Origin of the sequence: uncultured Thermosynechococcus sp. (genome assembly GCF_938074695.1) — a bacterium.
In the GTDB taxonomy this organism is placed as follows: Bacteria; Cyanobacteriota; Cyanobacteriia; order Thermosynechococcales; family Thermosynechococcaceae; genus Thermosynechococcus.
The window spans coordinates 1-21,172 of record NZ_CALJEM010000003.1 but is presented as its reverse complement, the minus strand read 5'-3'; the positions used below and the strand labels follow the sequence as shown (position 1 = coordinate 21,172).

Here is a 21,172-nt window from a genome sequence, read left to right as displayed (position 1 = left end):
ATGCTAACCCTCTCCCCTGAGCTAAAAGCCCGCGTGGCACCCCCTTTACAGATTGGGTCTCTCACCCTGCACAGTCGGGTGTTTCAGTCTCCTTTAGCGGGGGTAACTGACTTGGTGTTTCGGCGCCTGGTGCGCCGCTATGCCCCGCACTCAATGATGTACACAGAGATGGTCAGTGCTTCCGGGTTGCACTATCTGAAAACACTGCCCCGGATTATGGAAGTGGATGCTAATGAGCACCCCATTAGTATTCAGCTCTTTGACTGCCGGCCAGATTTTTTGGCAGAGGCAGCCCTCAAGGCCGTGGCCGAAGGTGCCGATACCGTGGACATTAACATGGGATGTCCTGTGAATAAAATTACTAAGAACGGCGGCGGTTCCTCCCTGCTGCGGGATGTGAAACTAGCAGCCACGATTGTGCGCACCGTCTCAGAAGCTGTACCAGTACCGGTTACTGTGAAAACGCGGATTGGCTGGAGCGACGAGGAGATTAATATTCTCGATTTTGCCAAAGCAATGGAAGACGCTGGCGCAGCCATGATTACGGTTCATGGGCGCACTCGTGCCCAAGGCTTTAACGGCCCCGCCCGCTGGGAGTGGATTGCACGAGTGAAAGAGTGCGTCAGGATTCCCGTGATTGCCAACGGTGATATTTTCTCCGTAGAGGCGGCGGTGCGCTGCTTGGAGCAAACGGGGGCGGATGGAGTGATGTGCTCGCGGGGAACAATGGGCTATCCTTTCTTGGTGGGGGAAATTGATCACTTTTTGAAAACCGGGGAACTGCGGCCTGCGCCAACGGTGGTGGAGCGTCTGCAATGTGCGCGGGATCATCTTATTGCCCTTTGGGAATACAAGGGGGAACGGGGCATTCGGCAGGCGCGTAAACATCTGACGTGGTACGCCAAGGGCTTTGCGGATGCCGCAGAACTGCGGAGTGAACTCTGTCGGATTGAAACTCTAGAAGCGGGTTTAGCCTTACTCGATGCAGCAATTGAGCGCTTGCAGAGATCTGCAGAAAGGGAGGCGATCGCCGCCTAAACTAACCTAAACTCGTGAGAAAAAATTTTGATTTTTGTAAAGACTTCATAAAAACTTTCTAGAAATCAGCCTCCAGGACTCAGGGGGTATAATGAAAATGAAGGTGTAGGTGTAAGCACCGCAAAAAAGCTGAGGGGGCTGAGCCTACAAGAATATAGCTGAGTGTGGCTTATGAGCCAAGCTTTCTAGGTGTAAGTTTTTCATCCGTTTACAGTTTTGCAGTTAGTAGGTTCTTGCGAGTTAGAAATCGCGATCGCGAGAAGGAAAAGGCGATCGCTAAACAGTGCTGCATGCTTAATTGAGGAATACGCTTATGAACTGTACACGTTACACAGAACTGCCCGAAGTGGCATGGGAAGGATTTATAGGGGGCGATTGGGTTAAACGCATTGATGTGCGCGACTTTATTCAACGCAACTATACCCCCTACACGGGGGATGGCTCTTTCCTCGTAGGGGCGAGCGATCGCACCCAGCAACTCTGGGCAAAAGTGCGCGACCTGATGGCACAGGAGCGAGAAAAAGGTGTCTTGGATGCCGATACCAGCGTCCCCTCTTCGATTACAGCCCACGCACCGGGCTACATCGATCGCGAATTAGAGCAAATCGTTGGTCTGCAAACCGATAAGCCCCTGAAACGAGCCATCATGCCCTTTGGTGGCATTCGCGTGGTGGAAACCGCCCTCAAGGCCTATGGCTATGAGTTAGATCCGCGCACGAAGGAAATCTTCACCAAATATCGTAAAACCCACAACGATGGGGTCTTTGATGCCTATACTCCCGAAATGCGCCGCTGCCGTAAATCGGGGATCATTACAGGCCTGCCGGATGCCTATGGTCGGGGTCGGATTATTGGCGACTATCGCCGCGTCGCTCTCTATGGGGTGGATCGCCTAATTGCCGACAAACAGGCTCAGCAGGCCTCCCTAGAAGTGGATGTCATGGACGAAGAAACCATCCGCCTGCGGGAAGAACTTTCTGAGCAAATCAAAGCCCTCAAGGAACTCAAGGAAATGGCCGCCAGCTATGGCTTTGATATTTCGCGGCCTGCGGCCAATGGCAAAGAGGCGGTACAGTGGCTCTACTTTGGCTACCTGGCTGCTGTCAAAGAACAAAATGGCGCCGCCATGTCCCTGGGACGGGTTTCAACCTTCCTTGACATCTACTTTGAACGGGATTTGCGCCGTGGCACTGCCACAGAAGCCGACATCCAAGAGTGGATTGACCACTTTGTGATGAAACTGCGGATGGTACGCTTCCTGCGCACGCCGGAGTACAATGAACTCTTCTCTGGCGATCCCACCTGGGTCACGGAATCCATTGCGGGAATGGGGCTGGACGGTCGCCCGTTGGTGACGAAAACCAGTTTTCGCATCCTCAATACCCTCTACACCCTAGGTCCTGCTCCTGAACCCAACTTGACGGTGCTGTGGTCGGAAAACTTGCCGGAGGCCTTCAAACGCTTCTGTGCCCAAGTTTCGATTGACACCAGCTCCATCCAGTACGAAAACGATGACTTGATGCGTCCTTACTGGGGCGATGACTATGCGATCGCCTGCTGCGTGTCAGCAATGCGGGTCGGCAAACAGATGCAGTTCTTCGGGGCACGGGTGAACCTCGCCAAAGCTCTCCTCTATGCCATTAACGGCGGCCGGGATGAAATCTCAGGTGAGCAAGTGGCGCCCATGTTTGCGCCGATTACCGCTGACACGCTGAAGTGGGAGGAAGTGCTGCCGCGCTTTGAGCAAGTGATGGCGTGGTTGGCGAAGGTATATGTGAATACCCTCAACGTCATCCACTACATGCACGATAAGTATTGCTACGAGCGGCTAGAAATGGCACTCCACGATCGCGATGTCTTCCGCACAATGGCCTGTGGGGTGGCGGGTCTGTCGGTGGTGGCGGATGCCCTCTCGGCCATCAAGTACGCCGAGGTGAAAGTGATTCGCAATGCCGAGGGACTGGCGGTGGACTACGAGATCAAGGGTGATTTCCCCAAATATGGCAACAACGACGATCGCGTGGATAGCCTTGCGGTATGGGTGGTGGAAACCTTCATGAATGAAATCCGCAAACACAAAACCTACCGCAACGCTGTGCCCACCCAATCCATCCTCACGATTACCTCTAACGTGGTCTATGGCAAGAAAACGGGGAATACCCCCGATGGGCGCAAAGCGGGTCAGCCGTTTGCTCCGGGAGCTAACCCCATGCATGGTCGGGACACGAAAGGGGCGATCGCCTCACTGGCCTCGGTGGCCAAGCTGCCCTATGTCCATGCCCAAGATGGCATCTCCAACACGTTCTCCATCGTGCCCAGTGCCCTTGGCAAGACGCGGGAAGATCAAATCAGCAACTTGGTGAATCTGCTGGACGGGTACATCCACGATCAGGGCTTCCACATCAACGTCAACGTGTTAAACCGTGAAATGTTGTTGGATGCCATGGATCACCCTGAACTGTACCCGCAACTCACCATCCGTGTCTCCGGTTATGCGGTAAACTTCATTAAACTCACCCGCGAACAACAGTTGGATGTGATTAACCGCACGTTCCATGAACGCTTTTAGGCTCACTACGCCTAAATGAACGTCGCGTCCTCTACCTCGGTTGCTCTGGCGATCGGGGTAGATTTTTATGGTGGTAACGTATGGTGCTCGAGTGCATTGGTAACACTGCTTAATCTTCCCTTTTTCTATGATCACGCCGAGGGCGATCGCGCCTGTTTGCTTCTCCATGGCTTGGGGGGCGGCACGTATGAACTGCAACCTCTGGCACAGGTTCTCCACAAAGCGGGCTGGACTGTTGAGGGCATCCTCTATCCGGGGCACGATCGCCGCCGCGCCCCCATGCCTGCCTCGACTTGGCAGCAGTGGTATGAGGCCGTTGTCACCGCTTTTCAGGCTCTGCGAGACCGCTACCCTAAGGTGGTGGTGATTGGCTTTTCCACAGGGGGAACCCTAGCTCTGCATCTGGCCTGTCACTTTGCCGTTGATGCCTTGGTGCTTCTTGCCCCATTTTTGCGGATCTATCGGCCTTGGTTTTGTCCCGTTGCTCCAGAGAAGCTTGTGCAGTCCCTTGGGCGGTGGATTCCTTGGTTGCCGCGGCGGCACCTGCCGATTCGGGATCGCGCCCTGCGCCAAGCGGCGGAAGCGGCCTGTTTTTTCAAAAGTTTTAACCTCCAAGCCGTGCGCAGTGCCCTCGACCTCATTGCCCAAGTGGAACAGGAATTGCCGAGGATCACCATCCCCACACTCATTCTCCAAAGCCGTGGTGACACCGTCGTGGCTCCCCAAGGCGCCCAAATCATCTACGACCAACTGGGCGGCTCCCAAAAGGAATTGCACTGGCTTAAGGATTCAGATCATTTGCTACCCCTAGATGTGGAGCGGGAGCAGGTATTCGCCAAGGTGGTCGCCTTTTTGGGAAGATAGTTGCAGTTGGTTACTTGCCTTGCCATGGAAACATTGGATCTACGGGGAACACCCTGTCCTTTGAACTTTGTGCGCACAAAACTGCGCCTGCAACAGTTGCCCCCCCAGCAGCCCCTTGAGGTGTGGTTGGATGCGGGAGAACCCATTGAGCAGGTGCCGGATAGTTTGCGGATGGCGGGCTACGATGTCCTTGGGATTGAGCCGCGACAGGACTATTTTGCCCTTCAGGTGCAGCGTCCCGCATGAGTGATCTGGTGGGCTTGGTGCGAGCCGTTCAGGCCAATTACTACCGTGTCCGCCTGCGGGAACCCGTCAATGGCATTGAGGAGCTACTGTGTGTGCGTCGCGCCCGCCTAAAAAAGATGGGGCAACAGGTGTGCGTGGGGGATTGGGTTGTCATGAGCCATCCCGACTGGCAAGGACAGCGGGGAGCGATCGCCGAGATTTTGCCTCGCCGCAATCAATTGCACCGACCGGCGATCGCCAATGTGGATCAAATCCTGCTCTTATTTGCCTTGGCTGATCCCCCTGCCGATGTGCATCAAATCACCCGATTTCTCTTGACCGCCGAGGGACTGAAGGTTGAGATCCACGTGGTTTTCACCAAAGCGGATTTAGTGTCGCCGCAGGTGCAACAGCAGTGGCGCGATCGCCTGCAGCAATGGGGCTACAGTTGTGATGTTATTTGCCTCACTGCGGGGAACAGTTGGCAGTGCCTACAACCGCGTCTGGCCCACAAAATCACTGTTGTCTGTGGCCCGTCGGGCGTAGGCAAAAGTAGCCTGATCCGCCAGCTTCTCCCTTGGGAGGCAATTCGGGTGGGCGCGGTCTCCGATCACTGGCACCGCGGGCGGCACACCACTCGCCATGTGGAACTGTTTCCCCTGCCAGAGGGGGGCTGGATTGCCGATACGCCGGGCTTTAATCAGCCCGAACTACCCCCAGACCCTCAGCAACTGGCGGCAGCTTTTCCAGAGATTCGCCAACGCCTCAGCAAGGGTCAGTGCCTCTTTGATAACTGTCGCCACGATCAGGAGCCGGGCTGCTGTGTACGCGGTGATTGGGAACGCTATCCCCTCTACCTTGAGTATTTGCATGAGCTAGAAGCAACGGCCAGTTCAGAGCCATCCCTAGGAAATACGCCCCGCGTCAAGGCCAAGAGTGACAGCCAAGGTCAGCAGCGCCTTGAACCCCTTTTAGATCCGAAAAAATATCGCCGCCGATCGCGCCGACAGCAACATCAGCATCTTCATCCCATGGCTGAAGAAGTCCTCGATAGCGAACTGTGATGACCATGCCTCCTGTGTTCACCTTACTTCTGTTGGGTCTAACGGGTCTTGCCCTCCTGATCTGGCTAGTCCTGCTGCTCTTTTGGGGACAGTTTTGGCGCCTAGATCAACGACTCCAAGGAGGAGACCTCAGGGATTGGCCAACGGTTGTTGCCGTGGTTCCGGCCCGCAACGAAGCAGCCGTCATTGGTGCCAGTGTGCGATCGCTCCTAGAACAGGACTACCCAGGAACTCTGCACCTGATTGTGGTGGACGATCAAAGCGCGGATGGCACAGAGGAGATTGCCCGCCAAACGGCTCTGGAACTGGGGAAGGGCGATCGCCTGACGGTGCTGCAAGGTGCCCCCCTCCCTAGGGGTTGGTCTGGCAAGCTCTGGGCACTGTCCCAAGGCATTGAGGCAGCCCGTGCCTTTGCCCCCGATTACTTGCTCCTCACCGATGCCGACATTGCCCATGATCGCCAAAATTTGCGCCAATTGGTCGCCCACGCCCGTCAGCAACAGTGCGCCCTTGTCTCCCTGATGGTGAAACTGCGCTGCCAAAGTGTCTGGGAAAAATTACTCATTCCTGCCTTTGTCTTCTTCTTTGCCAAGCTTTATCCATTCCGCTGGGTCAACGATCCGCAGCGCTCCACGGCTGCCGCTGCCGGCGGTTGTATTTTGATCGATCCTGTGGCGCTGGATAAGATTGGTGGCATGGCCTGTATTCGCGATGCCCTGATTGACGATTGTGCTTTGGCCACCGCTGTGAAGCAAGCGGGCTACCGCATTTGGTTGGGGCTAACACCGACCACCGTGAGTCTGCGAGCCTACAATACCCTCGGCAGTATTTGGCAGATGGTGGCGCGCACCGCCTATACGCAGTTGTCCTATTCCCCCCTCTGGCTGGCGGGAACCGTGATTGGCATGACAGTGGTGTATTTGTGGCCTCCCCTTGCCCTTGGTATTGGTCTCATTAGTCAATCGCTGCCTTTGGCCGCCATGGGGGGACTCACCTGGGGGGGGATGGCGATCGCCTACGGGCCAACGGTTCGTTTCTATGGCCTCAATAGCACTTGGGCACTCACACTACCCGTGATTGCCTTCCTCTATACGCTAATGACACTGGATTCGGCTCGTCGCCACTGGCAAGGTCAAGGGGGTGCTTGGAAAGGACGGGTTTATCCGCATAAGTCATAGATGGATAGATGGGGCGATAGGCCATGACAATGAGCGGGTCACGGGGGTCAAGCGCCTGAAAGGCCGTGGGAGGAGGGGTGAGCAGCACTTCTTGAGTGTGGCAGTGACCCCCCACCAGGAGCACTGGATTGTCGGAATGACCGCTGCTGGACTCACTGACCCCAGCACTAACGGCAGGAAATGAGAGGCCATAGAGGGTTAGTGCCTTGGCTCAATCTTGGCTCAATAAAGTAGAACTCAAGAACTCATTGATCTGGTCAGAGTGGGTCAGCAGTTGACCGGGGTGCCTCCTCGCTCCAAAGAAAAGCAACAATCAACAGCACCAGAATCGCGATCGCCCCTAGGGTAAGGAAGCGTTGAAGCCGCTCGTGGATTGGCTAGCTAGGGAAACATCCCGTCTATTCTGAGATTCCCTGAGTGCCCCTCTCCCCCTTGTAGAGTCTCCCAGATTCCAGTATCCTGACTGCTATACAGCCCCTTGGAATAGGCTGGCACAGCCTGAAAACAGCCACAACTGCCTGATGACGGAATTACATTCCCCCCACAGGTTAATACCACTGACAGAGGAGCAATCTATTTAGCATCATGGAAACAACATCGGCAGTAAAGGAGCAGTCTCTTGAATCAGCCTGACGACCGACGATGCCAACCAAGACTGTATATCTGGGGTTACCCCTAGAAGCATAGCTGCAATGTCTGCCGCTGCCTTAGAAATTTTATTTGTGCTGCTGCTGATCATCGCCAATGGCATTTTTGCTGGTGCTGAAATCGCAGTGGTCTCTGCTCGCAAAGTCCGCCTCGAACAACTGGCAAAACGGGGTAAACGCAAAGCCAGAGCGGCACTGAAATTAGCCAACTCTCCCAATAGTTTTCTCTCCACTATTCAAATTGGAATTACCCTCATTGGTATTCTGAGTGGGGCAGTGGGGGGAGCAACCTTGGCGCAGCGCTTACAGGCAGTTCTCAGTTCTGTACCTTGGCTAGGGCAGTACAGTCAGCCCCTCAGTATTGCCCTGGTGGTGACGGGTATCACTTATCTTTCCCTTGTGATTGGCGAACTAGTCCCAAAGCGCATTGCCATGACGTATCCGGAGGCGATCGCCTGCAACATTGCCAAACCGATGACATGGCTGACGAGATTAGCAGCCCCGGTTGTGCATTTACTCAGTGTTTCCACAGATACCATCCTGCAACTCCTGGGGATTGCTCCCAGCGCAGAACAAACCGTCACGGAGGATGAAATTAAAGTTTTGATTGAGCAGGGGGCACGGGCAGGTCTCTTTGAGGTGGCCGAGCAGGACATGGTGGCGCGCATCTTTAACTTGGGCGATCGCCCGATTCAGTCTATCATGACCCCCCGTACCGATATTGTCTGGCTAGATATTGAATCTCCCCTTGAGGAAATTGAAGCGGAGATTCTGGCCAGTTCCCACTCCCGCTTTCCCGTGGCTGAAGAAACGATTGATCACTGCTTGGGGATTATTTCCGCCAAGGACTTTTTAGCTGCCCGCTTAACGCAGCAACCCATTGATCTCCGCCAGCTTTTACAACCAGCGCTGTTTGTCCCTGAAGGTCTACCGGCCCTCGATGTCCTTGAACTCTTTCGCCAATCGAGTCAGCACATGGCTCTAATTACCGACGAGTATGGAGGAATTGAAGGGCTGGTGACCCTCAACGATCTCACAGAAGCAATTATTGGCACGTTGCCCGATGAGGAAGGGGAAGAACCACAAATCATTCAGCGGGAGGATGGGTCTTGGCTATTGGATGGTCTGCTGTCCACCTATGAACTCAAGGAGTTGCTGCGGCGGGAAACCTTGCCCGAGGAGGACACGGCAAACTACCACACCCTTGGCGGTCTAATCATTACCCTTTTTGGCCGCATTCCCCAGTCGGGAGATTACATTGAAACCGATGGACTGCGCTTTGAAGTGGTGGATATGGATGGCAATCGTGTCGATAAAGTACTCGTGACCGAACTGGTGAGCTATGATACCCTCGCCGATGAGGGCAACCCAAAGGACAAGGATTGACAAAAACCAGAATTAACGACGGCGAAAACCGACTATCGTGCGTTGTAGCGATCGCCAGCGCTGTTGTCGCAGTTGATTTAGAGCGCGCTTCAAGGGAGCCAAGGGAGGCTGCTCACCCCCATAGCGCCAAGCCACGTAGGCCTGTGTCAAGGTTTCCATGGCGCGTTGACTAACCGCATCCAGACGGCCACAGGTTTGCAGCGATCGCGCGTATTCCCAAGGAGTTTGATTGGATCGCTTGGGTAAGCCTTGCTGTGCCAGACCGTCGAGCATTTGCACATAGAGGCGGGCAATCGGCGGCAGTTTTTGCAACCGTTGACGGTATTGCCACGTATGGAGAGCGTACCATAGGCCCCAAACAACAATGATGCCGCCAAAGAGAATTAAAATTCCTTGGACAATGCCCCCTAGTCCTTGACTAAACAGATCAAAGAATTTTTGCAGGGCAGTTTCCAGCGTCGCAAAGAGGGTACCCAAGAACCCCGTCACGGGTGTGGGCAACCAAGCGGTCACCCACTGCCAAAACTGCTGCAGAACGCTAAAGGTTTGATCCACCTCTAGGGTTGCTGGATAGAGATCGTGCCCCGGAATCGGATCAAAGAGAAACCAGCCCAAATTGGGGAAGTAGGCCTCTGCGAGGGCATAGGCATCGGTGTTGCGAACCACATATAAACCCGTAAAAGGGTTAAATTCTCCCGTTCCGAGTCCCGTGACCAGGCGGGTGGGAATGCCAATACTGCGCAACAGCAGCGTCAATGCACTAGAAAAGTGATCGGGATAGCCCCCGCGCCATTCAAAAAGAAAGGCCTCGACCAAATCTTGATCTTTGCCCAATTCAGGAATATCGGTTTTTAGGGCATAGGACTGCTTCAGAGCTTGGGTAAGGTAAAGAGCTTGCTCATAGGGTTCGGGAATCGGGCGATCGGCCTTGGCAAGGAGGTCTTGGGCTAACGCCTGCAGGCGCGGCTTTAGGTCAGGGGGCACGTCAAGGTAGCGCTGATAACCCAGGGAATGGTTGATTTTGGGGGCTTTACGCAACAGGGAGCGATCGCGCACGGGCACTTGGGAAATCACCGAATAGGTTAACCCCTGCGGCAGCGGTACAGGCGCGCGCAGCCCCCCATCGGGATCGCGGGCAATTTCACGGGTTGGGAAATAGAGTTCGCGGGGTTCGTAGAGGTGGGGAATCAGGTTACTAAACTCAGAAACAATCGTGTAGGTCTGAATCACTTCCCGTGTGGTCAGTTGGGAGAGTTGTTGCTGCAGCAACAAATAGCGAAAACTCCAAGGGGAGCGCCGCAGCACTTCTGCCTCATCGTTGCGACTAATCCGCCAGCCGCGCCCTGTATATTGATCAAAGGCAAGGACACGCCAGAAGCCGGGGGCTTGGGAGCGCACCCGCATGAGTTCCCGCGGCACCATTGGCAAGCCAAAGGTCTGATCTATTTCGCTGTTAAAACCGTAATAAAAATTACTGTCAAAAGTTTCAGAAGGGCGATCGCTGCCCCTGTCTGCAAATGTTTGATTGGCCAGCTCCTCACCCCTACCCCCACGGCTACGGCCACTGACATAGCCGGGATTGATCACGCGAGCTTGGTCAAACTCCCCTTCCACCTGAATGTCGGCACTAACGGGCAGAGTGCGAATTTGATAGCCGGGGAAGCGCGGCAGCAGCAGAAAGACCAGCATCCCCAAGCCGAGAATCAGGGCAAAAAGTCCAACCCATTGCCGCCAGGGCAAGCGCAGCGATTTCAGGGGAGTGGAGAGCAGGCCGAGGCGCGAGCGGTAGTCGAGAACAAGTACAGGTAGGGCGATCGCCAGAAAGATCAAAAGAAACAGCCCAAAGGTCATGGTTTGGCTGAGGGTGGCGGCCACACTGATTAAAATGAGGGCAATCACCATCGAGTAGCCCAAGTCCTTGCGGCGAGGCAAGTCAAAGCTATGGAGCACTTGCAGTTGAATTAAGAGTTCCGTCAGCAGAATTCGCGAATCTTGGTTGAGCGTTGCCAGTCGTCCTAAAAAGATGGCCAATGCCATCAACATGCCAGTGGCGATCACTAGCTTCGCCACAACATTTCTTTGCCGCCGCGCCCACCAACTCCAAGCAAACCCGACCATGGAGAGGGGAACTGCCCAGAAACTATTGGCAGTCTCTGCTGCAACATCCGTGGCCACCAAGCCAACAATTACCATGCCCAAGACGCCGAGCCGCAGCAGCAGCGAGTCTTCGACGTTTTTGGCGGCAGCCAGCATCGGAGAATTGGCAATTGGTTGCAACCAAGACTGAAACATTGGAGGACAGCGGCAAACAGTGCCCTGATCCTATCAAATCTCTGCCCCGGAACTGGTAGATAGGTTTCGCCCCCTTTGGGAAGTTCTCTACCAGCCTTTTCGGGATGATGTGAAAAATATTTGAATAAGAGCCTAATGCTCCTGGGATCACCATTCAATCATCGCCACAGGAACAAGCTATGCTCCCTAGGCTGTGCCTTAGCCCCCAGCGATCGCGGGAATGATGCTGACTTCGTCGCCATCCTTGAGGGGCGTTTCAAGGCCATTCAGGAAACGAATATCCTCATTGTTGACATAGAAATTCACGAATCGCCGCAGTTGACCCCTTTCATCACAGAGGCGCCCTTTGATGCCAGGGCAGTCCTGTTCTAACTTTTCGAGCAGCTCAGCGATCGATTGGGCTTGGCACTCCAGCGTGGCCTGATCGCGGGTGAGTTTTTGCAAGGGGGTAGGAATCAAAACGGTAACAGCCATAGACTTCTCGAAACCCTCAATCAACTTCAAAAGAACCAGAAAACCTAGACCAAGACCGGTTGCCAATCTAACCGTTCCAGCGTGCGCGATCGCTCTAGGGCACGCTCAAAGCTAGCCAATTTGGGTTCAATCCTCAGGGGTTGGCCAATGTCGTTTTGCACCGCCTCTTGGGTTTTCAGGCCATTGCCCGTGATATAGACAACCGTCACCTCTTCCGGGTCAATAGTGCCGGCTTCCACCAGCTTTTTGAGCACGGCAATGGTTGTGCCGCCCGCGGTTTCGGTAAAAATACCCTCTGTTTCGGCCAGGAGCTTAATCCCGGCCACAATTTCTTCATCGGTGGCCGCCGCGATCGCCCCATTGGTTTTGCGGGCAATGTCTAGGGCATAGACCCCATCGGCGGGGTTGCCAATGGCAATGGACTTAGCAATCGTGTTGGGCTTCACGGGTGCCACAAAGTCCCGCCCTTCGGCATAGGCTTGGGCAATGGGAGAGCAACCTGCGGCTTGAGCACCACTACAGCGCACCGGCTTGTCGGGCACAAGACCCACTTCCACAAATTCGCGGAAGCCTTTGTAAATTTTTGTGAACAAAGAACCGGAGGCCAAAGGAGCCACAATGTGGTCAGGGAGCTGCCAGCCCAACTGTTCAATCACCTCATAACCAAGCGTCTTTGACCCTTCCGAGTAGTAGGGACGCAAATTGATATTGACAAACCCCCACCCATGGGTATTGGCCACTTCCGAGCAGAGGCGGTTCACTTGGTCATAGTTGCCCTCCACAGCCATCACCATTGGCCCATAGATGAGCGTGCCCAAGACCTTGCCTGCTTCCAGATCCGCGGGAATAAAGACACAGCAATCTAGCCCGGCGTGGGCGGCAATTGCCGCTGTTGAATTCGCCAAGTTGCCGGTACTGGCACAGGAGACCGTCGTAAACCCCAGTTCCCGCGCCCGTGTCAACGCCACCGAAACCACCCGATCCTTGAAGCTGAGGGTAGGCATATTCACTGCATCGTTTTTGATATACAGATGCTTGAGTCCGAGGCGGCGCCCCAGCCGCTGGGCTTTGAGGAGGGGCGTCATCCCCGTCCCCACGTCAATGGGGTTTGCCGAAGTCACCGGCAAAAAGGCACGGTAGCGCCAAATGGACTTCGGACCTGCCTCAATCGTGCTGCGAGTCACGGCTGCCGCCAATCGGTTGAGGTCGTACTTCACCTCAAGGGGGCCAAAGCAGTATTCGCAAACATGAATGGCTTGGGGTTCGTACTCTGCCCCACACTCTTTGCATTTGAGGTGGGTAAAGTAGGTGGTTTCGGGAGTGGAGGTCAAGGTTGCGGTCATGGGTCTTAGACTGCCTCAGACAAGTTGTTGACCATCTTAGCAGGGGGCGATCGCCCTGTCAAATATATCCGACTATTTTTATCGGGATTTGAGTGCCCCCAAGAATCTTCCCTGTTTTCCTTGGGGGATATGTTACCGACCATCCGTTGACGCAATCCTGAGACTTTTTGTGATTTTATATATTCACTGGCAGCCGCGGTGCTCACACAACCAATATGGATGACGCAAAAACCAACCTGCGACAACAGTATCTCCAATGGCGGCAGCACTTGAGCGATCGCGAGTGGCAAAATCGCAGTCAGCGCATTTGTCAGCACTTGCTTAGTCATCCCCAGTTTCAACGGGCGACCACAGTTTTGGCCTACGTGCCCCATCGGCGGGAACCCGATTTGCGCTCCCTCTGGCCACTGCCTAAACAGTGGGGCTTGCCCCGCATCGTGGGTCGGGATTTGCAGTGGCATTGTTTTGGTGGCAAAGAAGACTCTCTCCAGCAAGGACGTTATGGCATTTGGCAACCTGCTGCTAACGCTCCGCTCATCGATCTAAAGGTGGTTGATCTGTGTTTGGTTCCTGCGGTTGCCTGCGATCGCCAAGGCTACCGTCTCGGCTATGGCGGCGGTTTTTTTGATCGTCTCTTCGCCCACCCTGACTGGCAACATGTGTGTCGCTGGGGCATTGTGTTTGAGTCAGCGGTGGTAGAAGAATTGCCCCGTGACCCATGGGATCAGCCCCTCCAAGCGATTTGCACCGAATCAGGCATCTTTGAGGTCACCTAAAGCCCCGGCGTTGCTAAGACTGGCTGGGTCGAGACTATGGGTTTCTTCAGGCTCACTACCTCAAATATCTGCGCCATCGAGGTGGGGGGAATCGGGTAATTAAAGGGGAGTCTCCCTTGGGCACACAGGAAACAACAGCCGTAAAACGCAGCGCAGCGAAGTCCCGTGGGGGGACGACTCCACAGGCTCTATGGTCAACAGGGGAGCGATCGCCCGCGTTGAGGGATTTGTGTAATTTAATTTAATTCGATTCACGACAGGCGTCTTGAGCCACACAACCGGCATAGTCGGCATCCCGTGAAGCAGACATACAGTTTGAAAGGCCTAAAATTTGCCTCTAGTCTGGCCAATTCTTGCATTCACCCGGGCGTCTTGCCGCTCAGGTATAATCCTAGGATTTAGAAAAGGGTTCTTGTTTTTTAGTCAAAAGCCCCTGCTGCTGCAGACAAACTTATTGCATCTCTTTCAATTATTCATGTCATAGGAGTGCTATCTTGCGTTACTTATTTAGTTCGGAATCCGTCACCGAAGGTCACCCCGATAAAATCTGCGACCAAATTGCCGATGCCATTCTGGATGCTTTACTCACCCAAGACCCCCAGAGTCGCGTTGCCGCTGAGGTCGTTGTGAATACGGGTCTCGTGTTGATTACGGGGGAAATTACCACCAAAGCACAGGTCAACTACGTCAACTTGGCACGGCAGAAAATCCGTGAAATTGGCTATACCGACGCTGAAAATGGCTTTGCTGCCAATAGCTGTGCTGTCATCGTTGCCCTTGATGAGCAATCTCCCGACATTGCCCGAGGGGTGGACACCGCCCAAGAAGCACGGGAACACCTGAGTGATGCCGAATTAGATCGCGTTGGAGCGGGCGATCAAGGCATTATGTTTGGCTATGCCTGTAACGAAACCCCTGAGTATATGCCCCTGCCCATTAGCTTGGCTCACCGCATGGCACGTCGCTTGGCCGCCGTCCGCAAAACGGGTCAACTCCCTTACCTGCGTCCCGATGGCAAAACCCAAGTTACCGTCATCTACGAAGATGGCAAGCCCGTGGGCATTGATACAATTCTGATTTCCACCCAACACACGGCCACCATTGGTGACATTAGCGACGAAGCCGCCGTTCAAGAAAAGATCAAAGCCGACCTGCGGGAAGCAGTGGTCAACCCCGTCTTTGCAGATCTGGCCATCAAACCCGATGACAAGACTCGCTTTCTCGTCAATCCCACGGGCAAATTTGTCATTGGTGGCCCCCAAGGGGATTCGGGACTGACAGGACGCAAGCTCGTTGTCGATACCTACGGTGGCTATGCCCGCCACGGCGGCGGCGCCTTTTCCGGTAAAGACCCCACCAAGGTGGATCGCAGTGCCGCCTACATGGCTCGCTACATCGCCAAAAACATTGTTGCCGCAGGGCTGGCCGATAAATGCGAGTTACAGATTAGCTATGCCATTGGCGTTGCTCGCCCCGTGAGCCTGTTTGTGGATACCTTTGGCACGGGTAAACTCGCTCCAGAGCAATTACTGGAGTTGATTAAGAGCCACTTTGATCTGCGCCCTGCTGCCATCATCCAAACCTTCGGCCTGTGTCACCTGCCCCAAGATCGCGGCGGTCGCTTCTACCAAGATGTAGCTGCCTATGGCCACTTTGGCCGAAGTGACCTCGACTTACCTTGGGAAAAACTCGATAAAGTTGCAGAGCTGCAAGCGGCAGCCGCTCAGTTTCTCAGCACAGTCTAGGCAACCAATTGGGGGGAGTGGCTCCCCCCTCTTACCGAGTAATTCGTTGCAGGCAGGTTTGTGCCGTTTTAGTAAGCATCTGGCGCACTTCTGGGGTCACATTGGTCTGGACATCTTCACCGATTGCCTGAAACTGGGCTAAGGTCAGTGACGATTGCAATTCATTGATCACACAGCTACAGTAAGCGTTACCGTACTGTGCCATTTGCGGCACCTGTTGTTGCAGAGCAGTCGTACATTCACTCGTAAATCGGGAAACTACTTCTGGGGGATAAGGAGCAGCGATCGCCCCCCCCGCGAGGGACACTGCACTCAAAACAGCAAAGGCGATGGATGATTTCTTTGGTAAAGACATGCTTTTTATCCCTCGTGTGTCAAATGTTGAATGTCCATTCACTCTTTAATGACTTCTCCAGTGTAGGCAGGTTCCAAGGAATGTGTCACCTTAAGCGATCGCCACAGGCTGAAGATTTACATTCCTGTAGCCAGACGTTACACTTAAGGATTGGACTACCACAACCCTGTCTAGCCTAGCCCTATGACCCTATACAACCCCTCCTTGTACGAAGAACCCATTTCCCAAAAGAACTTAACAGCGGCGGGGCGTTCAGATCGCTCCATTTTGGAATGGTTACAGCAAACGGGTCGATTGATTGCTCGCGATGGCAATGAGGCAGATCCCCTTCTAGATAGCGCCCTTGATGATATGGGTGAAATTGAAGAGTTTGTTGGTGACTCCTTGGGGGATTACGACGAAGAAGAGGACCTAGGGCTTGAGGAGTAGCGCACGGATGCCCCTATTATCGGAGTGACGTGCTGTAAGATTCCCATGCCCTCGCCCAAAACCACCGCCACAGTTAAAGCCACTTGGCTCACAGGACAGCGACTTTTTGGCCTTCTTGCCATTGCCCTGCTCATGGCAAGTCTTGCCTACGACACCAAGGCAACTCAGTGGCGGCAGCCGCTGCAAACCTTAACGGTGCCTTGGGTGGTGGGTTTTGCTGTCGTTGCGGTTCTCGGGATGGCTGTGGTGCCCATCCTACGGCGACTAAAGACAGGGCAAATTATTCGCGAAGATGGCCCGCAATCCCACCTACAAAAATCGGGCACACCGACGATGGGGGGAATCTTTTTTGTGCCAACGGGGTTGGGTCTGGCACTCCTGTGGACGGGACTGGTTCAGGGGAAACTATCGGCAACAGTGGGGGCGATCGCCCTGTTGGTGCTCTGGTATGCCACCATTGGCTGGTGGGATGACTGGCAAGTGCTGCGGCGCAAATCCAATAAAGGCTTATCGGCTCGGCTGCGGCTCCTCCTAGAGGGTATGGGGGCAGCGCTCTTCTGTGCTTGGCTAGTGGGTAGTGATCCCGCTGCAACCATTGTCACTGCTCCGTGGGGATGGGTCTGGCCGCTGGGAATAGGCTTTATTCCCCTGGCAATTTTTGTGCCGATGGCGGAAGGGAATGCCCTAAATCTCACCGATGGCCTAGATGGCCTAGCAGCCGGCACCGCAGCGATCGCCCTGTTGGTTCTGGGAATGATTCTCACTCCCCATCCTGATTTGCAAATTTTGGCGGCGGTCATGAGTGGTGCCTGCCTTGGCTTTCTCGGGCACAATTACCATCCGGCGCGGGTATTTATGGGGGATACGGGTTCCCTGGCGCTTGGGGCGCTCCTAGCGGGCATTGGCTTGGCGAGTCACCACCTTTGGGAGCTGTTGATTGTTAGCGGTCTTTTTTTTGTGGAGTCGCTCTCAGTGATTGCCCAGGTGCTCTACTACAAAGCCACAAAGGGACCTGACGGTGTGGGCAAACGACTACTGCGGATGGCTCCCCTGCACCATCACTTTGAATTGGGCGGCTGGTCAGAACTGCGGGTTGTGAGTACATTCTACGGGGTGGTTGCCCTCTTGGGGGTGCTCTGTGGCTTCCTGAAATGGCTGACCTAAGTCTGGCGGGGAATCTCGATGAAAGCAGCAGTGCTCTACGGCAAAGAAGATGTGCGCATCGAAAGCGTGGCCGATCCCACGCCGGGGCCGGGGGAAGTGGTGATTCGGGTGCGGGCAGCAACCACCTGTGGCACTGACTTAAAGGTGTGGCAGCGGGGAGGTCATGCGCGGATGCTGACGCCGCCCATTCTCTTTGGCCATGAAGCAGCAGGAGAAATTGTGGCCTTAGGAGCGGGGGTGACCGGATGGCAGGTGGGCGATCGCGTAGTGGCCAATAATTCTGCCCCCTGTGGCCAATGTTTTTACTGCCAGCGACAGGCCTTTTCCCTCTGCCCTCACCTAGAGTTCAACAATGGCACCTTTGCCGAATATCTAAAAATTCCCGCCAGCATTGTCCGCCAGAATCTGCTGCCCATTCCCGAGTCCCTCTCCTTTGCCTTGGCGGCGCTCACAGAACCCCTTGCCTGTGTTCTCCACGGTGTGGCTCGCTCTGGGTTTGACCCCGCCATGGTTGAGCAGTGGCCCAGTCCACCGCAAATTGTTGTCCTTGGCGATGGTGCCATTGGTTTGATGTTCATTGGTGTTCTGGCTCAGCAGGGAGCGCGGGTCTTCGCCTTTGGCGGTTCTGATCAGCGGCTGGGGATCGCCGGTACTTTTGGGGCAGAGCAGACCATCAATCATCACCAGTGCAGCGATATTCCCGCTGTCGTCCGAGATTGGACAGAGGGGCGCGGCGCCGATATTGTCATTGAAGCCACTGGGGTTCCCGAAGTCTGGGAAACGGCGATCGCCTGTGGTCGCCCCGGTGCCACGATTAACCTCTTTGGCGGCTGCCCGCGGCAAACCGCCATCCGCGTGGACACTGAGCGCCTGCACTACGAAGAATTGACTCTCAAGGGAGTCTTTCACAACACGCCCACCTTTGTCCGCCAAGCTCTAGAGTTAATTGCCAGTGGCACGCTCCCCTTCGAGAAACTGATTAGTGGCCAAGCCCCCCTAACGGAGATTGAAAGCGTCCTCCAAGCAATGAAGGCGCGCCAAGTGATTAAAGTAGCGCTGCACCCCTAGCTATTCCCGCAGGAGCAAATAGTACAACTGCCCCGGCGTATTGATCAGACCCGCCCGCGCCTTGGCTACATCTCCTGTGCCCATGAAAATATCCACACGCCCCGGCCCGCGAATGGCACTGCCTGTATCCTGATCCAAGACAAAACGGCTGACGGGAGTTGGCTGCCATTGACCTTGGGCTTTGAGGGGAATTTTCGTGTCGATCACGGCCAAGGCACCCGGTGGCATCAAGGCCTTATCGGTGGCGATCGACCGCTCTGGGGTCACGGGTGTGGAGAGACTGCCGGTGGGTGGCCGACCTTGGGTGTATTCAAAGAAAACAAAGCTGGCGTTGCGGGGCAAATAGCGATCTAGCTCAGCAGGGTTGGCCTTAAAGTAGGCAACAAGCCGCGGCAGGGTCAGTTCCTCGCGGGCAATTTTGCCATCGCGAATAAGTTCTTGGCCAATACTGGTGTAGGGGTGATTGGTTTTGGCGGCATAGCCGACGGTAAAGCGGCGACCGTTGGGCAGTTGCAGTTCCGCAGACCCTTAGACGTGAACCAGAAAAGCCTCTAGGCGATCGCGCAAATAGACCAGTTCCAGACCCCGCAAAGGCCCTTTGCGCCACTGCAGACCATCCGCCCCTTCCAGTTCCAAGCGGGTTGGGTGGGGTTGTGGCCACTGCTCCAAATTGGGGGGACGCCGAAACAGGGGATAGCGGTACTCGGCGGTGGGCACTAAACTAGCGCGGTAGGTGGGTGCATAGTAGCCTGTAAACTCCACTCGCCCTTGGCCATCGCTACCAATGGATTGGTAAAACACAAATTCCCGCTTCACCGCTGCTTGGAGTTCTGCCGCAGAGCGATGGATGTGTACCAAATGGCGAAAGCGTTCCAGGGAGCGAATCACCCGCTGATGCAGATTGGATCCTAGGGCTGCCCCTGGCTGGCCGGGAGCGGTGTAGGCGGCATAGTCTCGGCGTCCTTTCTCGCTGCGCAGGTAGCGCAAACTGTGCTCAATGGCTTGCAGAAGTCGTGCCCGCTCACGGGAGGATTCCCCCAGAGTTGTATCCAGGGCAACCGTCGGCGGGAGTTGGCTTTGGCGGATTAAGGGAGCAACGGTTGGGGCGGTGGCGATCGCGCCCATTGCCAGGATGACGACCCCCTGAATCCACCCAGTGAATAAACCCGCCATCGGCTTTAGACAAACCGATCCACACTAGAGGTAAACACCGGTTCCACCCGAATGGCAAGCACCTTCGAGGGACGCACCACCATGTATTCCCCTTGAATATTTTTAATAGGAACGGAAATAAAGTCGTTGGAATTTGCTTTGGCCGCTAACTCATTGCTGTACCACTTCTGGAAGTCTTGAATGGTGGGGAAGCGCACCTCCTCACGGTGACCGCCATCCAGAAATAAATGAACCGCAAATTCAGACGGGGTTCTGGGCATAGGCGCGATCGCTCATCCTTATCCTGCACATTATATTATCGCCCTATTATCGCCCTCCTTGGTGGCTTCAGGTGCTAAGGTCCTCCAGTGAGGGGACGGGGGGCGCGATCGTAGTACTGAGCCGTCATTGTTGGGTTGAGTGCCCGCGCCCGCGCATAGTCCCGTTGCGCCAATTCCACATTGCCGCTGTCGAAGTAAGCCATACCCCGACTGTAGTAGGCGGCAACAAATTGGGGATCCCGTGCTAGAGCAGCATCAAAGTCCGCAATCGCCGCTGTATAGTTTCGCAGGGCGAGATAGGCCATGCCTCGGTTGTAGTAGGCGGCAATAAACTGTGGGTCATTGCGCACTGCCGTAGTAAAGTCGGCGATCGCCCGCTGCATATCCCCTTGGTCGTAGTAGGCCATGCCACGAGCAAAGTAGTAATCGGCGCTAGGGTTGAGTCTGATTGCTTGGCTAAAGGCTTCAATGGCAGCATCTAGATTACCAGTCCCTTGGTGCATCAACCCTATGTTGTAGTAGTCCTCAGCACTGCGGGGTACCAGTCGTTGTAGCTCCTGAAGTTCAGGTGTGGTCAAGGTGGCGATCGCCATCGGCTGTGCTACAGCAGCCCTGCTGAGACCAACAAAAGCAGCTAAAACTATCAAAGTACTGAAGAGTGGTTGGCGCATCGTTGGCCTCCTTTCGGCATCACTCAGCCCTACTTCGATCCTAAAAGAAAATGAAGAAATCGCCCAGTAGACGATAAGAGCTGTAATGAACCACTGGGTACGACCCTTTCCCTAAAATATGGAGTACGCAGAAAATACCGTCATATAGCAGTTGTGACTGTTTTAATTCCATCCTTGGGAAAAGGACTGTCTGTTGATATCTTTGTGTTTGGCCACCACTCAGCAGTGCTCCATCTCTTGGCTCAGGCGGGATCTAGGGCACTGGGGCGGAACTCAGTGTGATATTCAAAGGGGATTGTAATTAACAATGCGCCCAAAACTCTCCGGCTGCAAACTGGCGCCACCCACAAGAACCCCATCAATTTCTGGCTGTGCCATAATCGCATCAATGTTGGTGGCATTGACCGAGCCACCGTACTGAATGGGGACATCGGGATTCTGCAACTTGCTG

General features: G+C 54.8%; 20 protein-coding genes and 1 pseudogene. 12 read left to right on the top strand and 9 right to left on the bottom strand.

What is annotated here, in order from left to right; genetic code table 11:
- The 7 genes from dusB (at window position 1) to Q0683_RS00400 (ending at window position 8,971) form a co-directional block, all read left to right on the top strand.
- Window positions 1–1,038, top strand: coding sequence for a tRNA dihydrouridine synthase DusB (dusB, locus tag Q0683_RS00430; protein ID WP_298614840.1), 1,038 nt, complete (start codon window positions 1–3; stop codon window positions 1,036–1,038).
- Window positions 1,039–1,351: 313 nt separating this feature from the next.
- Complete coding sequence (gene pflB / locus Q0683_RS00425) at window positions 1,352–3,607, top strand: formate C-acetyltransferase (protein WP_298614838.1); 2,256 nt, start codon at window positions 1,352–1,354, stop codon at window positions 3,605–3,607.
- Between the two features lie 15 nt (window positions 3,608–3,622).
- Entirely contained in the window at window positions 3,623–4,471 is an 849-nt protein-coding gene (locus tag Q0683_RS00420; RefSeq protein ID WP_298975655.1) for a carboxylesterase, read from the top strand.
- A gap of 24 nt (window positions 4,472–4,495) precedes the next feature.
- Entirely contained in the window at window positions 4,496–4,717 is a 222-nt protein-coding gene (locus Q0683_RS00415; RefSeq protein WP_149817527.1) for a sulfurtransferase TusA family protein, read from the top strand.
- Complete coding sequence (gene rsgA / locus Q0683_RS00410; protein WP_298975652.1) at window positions 4,714–5,760, top strand: small ribosomal subunit biogenesis GTPase RsgA; 1,047 nt, start codon at window positions 4,714–4,716, stop codon at window positions 5,758–5,760. The genes Q0683_RS00415 and rsgA overlap by 4 nt, the downstream gene beginning before the upstream one ends.
- Complete coding sequence (locus Q0683_RS00405; RefSeq protein ID WP_298975648.1) at window positions 5,760–6,938, top strand: glycosyltransferase; 1,179 nt, start codon at window positions 5,760–5,762, stop codon at window positions 6,936–6,938. The genes rsgA and Q0683_RS00405 overlap by 1 nt, the downstream gene beginning before the upstream one ends.
- Window positions 6,939–7,630: 692 nt before the next feature.
- Entirely contained in the window at window positions 7,631–8,971 is a 1,341-nt protein-coding gene (locus Q0683_RS00400; RefSeq protein ID WP_298975645.1) for a hemolysin family protein, read from the top strand.
- A gap of 12 nt (window positions 8,972–8,983) precedes the next feature.
- Here the strand turns inward: Q0683_RS00400 and Q0683_RS00395 are convergent, their stop codons facing one another.
- The 3 genes from Q0683_RS00395 to thrC all read right to left on the bottom strand — a co-directional run bounded on the left by Q0683_RS00395 (window position 8,984) and on the right by thrC (window position 13,080).
- Window positions 8,984–11,263, bottom strand: a complete 2,280-nt coding sequence (locus Q0683_RS00395) for a DUF3488 and DUF4129 domain-containing transglutaminase family protein (protein WP_298613315.1) — start codon at window positions 11,261–11,263, stop codon at window positions 8,984–8,986.
- 198 nt (window positions 11,264–11,461) lie between these two features.
- Window positions 11,462–11,737 carry a MoaD/ThiS family protein gene (locus Q0683_RS00390; RefSeq protein ID WP_298613318.1) on the bottom strand — a complete coding sequence of 92 codons (276 nt, stop codon included), beginning with the start codon at window positions 11,735–11,737 and terminating at the stop codon, window positions 11,462–11,464.
- Between the two features lie 44 nt (window positions 11,738–11,781).
- On the bottom strand, window positions 11,782–13,080 hold the full coding sequence (thrC, locus tag Q0683_RS00385) for a threonine synthase (RefSeq protein WP_298975641.1): 1,299 nt from the start codon (window positions 13,078–13,080) through the stop codon (window positions 11,782–11,784).
- Between the two features lie 215 nt (window positions 13,081–13,295).
- Between thrC and Q0683_RS00380 the strand changes: the two genes are divergently transcribed.
- Window positions 13,296–13,856, top strand: coding sequence for a 5-formyltetrahydrofolate cyclo-ligase (locus tag Q0683_RS00380; RefSeq protein WP_298613324.1), 561 nt, complete (start codon window positions 13,296–13,298; stop codon window positions 13,854–13,856).
- Between the two features lie 99 nt (window positions 13,857–13,955).
- On the opposite strand, the gene Q0683_RS00375 is transcribed toward Q0683_RS00380, so the two are convergent.
- Window positions 13,956–14,141 (bottom strand): hypothetical protein, encoded by a 186-nt coding sequence (locus Q0683_RS00375; RefSeq protein WP_298613327.1) that lies wholly within the window; start codon window positions 14,139–14,141, stop codon window positions 13,956–13,958.
- Window positions 14,142–14,350: 209 nt separating this feature from the next.
- Here Q0683_RS00375 and metK point away from each other — a divergent pair, with 209 nt between their 5' ends.
- Window positions 14,351–15,601 carry a methionine adenosyltransferase gene (metK, locus tag Q0683_RS00370; RefSeq protein WP_298617208.1) on the top strand — a complete coding sequence of 417 codons (1,251 nt, stop codon included), beginning with the start codon at window positions 14,351–14,353 and terminating at the stop codon, window positions 15,599–15,601.
- Between the two features lie 31 nt (window positions 15,602–15,632).
- Here metK and Q0683_RS00365 read toward each other — a convergent pair whose 3' ends face one another.
- Complete coding sequence (locus tag Q0683_RS00365) at window positions 15,633–15,956, bottom strand: hypothetical protein (protein WP_298612473.1); 324 nt, start codon at window positions 15,954–15,956, stop codon at window positions 15,633–15,635.
- Window positions 15,957–16,139: 183 nt separating this feature from the next.
- Between Q0683_RS00365 and Q0683_RS00360 the strand changes: the two genes are divergently transcribed.
- The 3 genes from Q0683_RS00360 to Q0683_RS00350 are packed head-to-tail and all read left to right on the top strand — an operon-like array spanning window position 16,140 to window position 18,617.
- Window positions 16,140–16,385 carry a DUF3134 domain-containing protein gene (locus Q0683_RS00360; RefSeq protein WP_298612470.1) on the top strand — a complete coding sequence of 82 codons (246 nt, stop codon included), beginning with the start codon at window positions 16,140–16,142 and terminating at the stop codon, window positions 16,383–16,385.
- A gap of 45 nt (window positions 16,386–16,430) precedes the next feature.
- The gene (mraY, locus tag Q0683_RS00355) at window positions 16,431–17,549 is read left to right on the top strand and encodes a phospho-N-acetylmuramoyl-pentapeptide-transferase (RefSeq protein WP_298612467.1); all 1,119 of its coding nucleotides are present in this window, start codon (window positions 16,431–16,433) and stop codon (window positions 17,547–17,549) included.
- An 18-nt stretch (window positions 17,550–17,567) separates the two neighbouring features.
- Complete coding sequence (locus tag Q0683_RS00350) at window positions 17,568–18,617, top strand: zinc-binding dehydrogenase (RefSeq protein ID WP_298975634.1); 1,050 nt, start codon at window positions 17,568–17,570, stop codon at window positions 18,615–18,617.
- Here Q0683_RS00350 and Q0683_RS00340 read toward each other — a convergent pair.
- The 4 genes and pseudogenes from Q0683_RS00340 to Q0683_RS00325 form a co-directional block, all read right to left on the bottom strand.
- A pseudogene (locus tag Q0683_RS00340) lies at window positions 18,618–19,790 on the bottom strand (MltA domain-containing protein). It lies immediately after the preceding gene.
- Between the two features lie 5 nt (window positions 19,791–19,795).
- On the bottom strand, window positions 19,796–20,050 hold the full coding sequence (locus Q0683_RS00335) for a hypothetical protein (protein ID WP_298612458.1): 255 nt from the start codon (window positions 20,048–20,050) through the stop codon (window positions 19,796–19,798).
- Between the two features lie 74 nt (window positions 20,051–20,124).
- Complete coding sequence (locus Q0683_RS00330; RefSeq protein WP_298612456.1) at window positions 20,125–20,721, bottom strand: tetratricopeptide repeat protein; 597 nt, start codon at window positions 20,719–20,721, stop codon at window positions 20,125–20,127.
- Between the two features lie 285 nt (window positions 20,722–21,006).
- Window positions 21,007–21,172 (bottom strand): triose-phosphate isomerase (locus tag Q0683_RS00325; RefSeq protein ID WP_298975720.1); only part of this gene is annotated, 166 nt, incomplete at its 5' end.

Coding starts and splice junctions, on each gene's coding strand:
- thrC (WP_298975641.1), bottom strand. CDS start 13,080: ATGACCGCAACCTTGACCTCCACTCCCGAAACCACCTACTTTACCCAC.
- Q0683_RS00380 (WP_298613324.1), top strand. CDS start 13,296: ATGGATGACGCAAAAACCAACCTGCGACAACAGTATCTCCAATGGCGG.
- Q0683_RS00420 (WP_298975655.1), top strand. CDS start 3,623: ATGAACGTCGCGTCCTCTACCTCGGTTGCTCTGGCGATCGGGGTAGAT.
- Q0683_RS00400 (WP_298975645.1), top strand. CDS start 7,631: ATGTCTGCCGCTGCCTTAGAAATTTTATTTGTGCTGCTGCTGATCATC.
- Q0683_RS00390 (WP_298613318.1), bottom strand. CDS start 11,737: ATGGCTGTTACCGTTTTGATTCCTACCCCCTTGCAAAAACTCACCCGC.
- dusB (WP_298614840.1), top strand. CDS start 1: ATGCTAACCCTCTCCCCTGAGCTAAAAGCCCGCGTGGCACCCCCTTTA.
- Q0683_RS00415 (WP_149817527.1), top strand. CDS start 4,496: ATGGAAACATTGGATCTACGGGGAACACCCTGTCCTTTGAACTTTGTG.
- Q0683_RS00330 (WP_298612456.1), bottom strand. CDS start 20,721: ATGCGCCAACCACTCTTCAGTACTTTGATAGTTTTAGCTGCTTTTGTT.
- Q0683_RS00375 (WP_298613327.1), bottom strand. CDS start 14,141: ATGCCGGTTGTGTGGCTCAAGACGCCTGTCGTGAATCGAATTAAATTA.
- Q0683_RS00360 (WP_298612470.1), top strand. CDS start 16,140: ATGACCCTATACAACCCCTCCTTGTACGAAGAACCCATTTCCCAAAAG.
- Q0683_RS00350 (WP_298975634.1), top strand. CDS start 17,568: ATGAAAGCAGCAGTGCTCTACGGCAAAGAAGATGTGCGCATCGAAAGC.
- pflB (WP_298614838.1), top strand. CDS start 1,352: ATGAACTGTACACGTTACACAGAACTGCCCGAAGTGGCATGGGAAGGA.
- mraY (WP_298612467.1), top strand. CDS start 16,431: ATGCCCTCGCCCAAAACCACCGCCACAGTTAAAGCCACTTGGCTCACA.
- Q0683_RS00395 (WP_298613315.1), bottom strand. CDS start 11,263: ATGTTTCAGTCTTGGTTGCAACCAATTGCCAATTCTCCGATGCTGGCT.
- Q0683_RS00335 (WP_298612458.1), bottom strand. CDS start 20,050: ATGCCCAGAACCCCGTCTGAATTTGCGGTTCATTTATTTCTGGATGGC.
- Q0683_RS00405 (WP_298975648.1), top strand. CDS start 5,760: ATGACCATGCCTCCTGTGTTCACCTTACTTCTGTTGGGTCTAACGGGT.
- Q0683_RS00365 (WP_298612473.1), bottom strand. CDS start 15,956: ATGTCTTTACCAAAGAAATCATCCATCGCCTTTGCTGTTTTGAGTGCA.
- rsgA (WP_298975652.1), top strand. CDS start 4,714: ATGAGTGATCTGGTGGGCTTGGTGCGAGCCGTTCAGGCCAATTACTAC.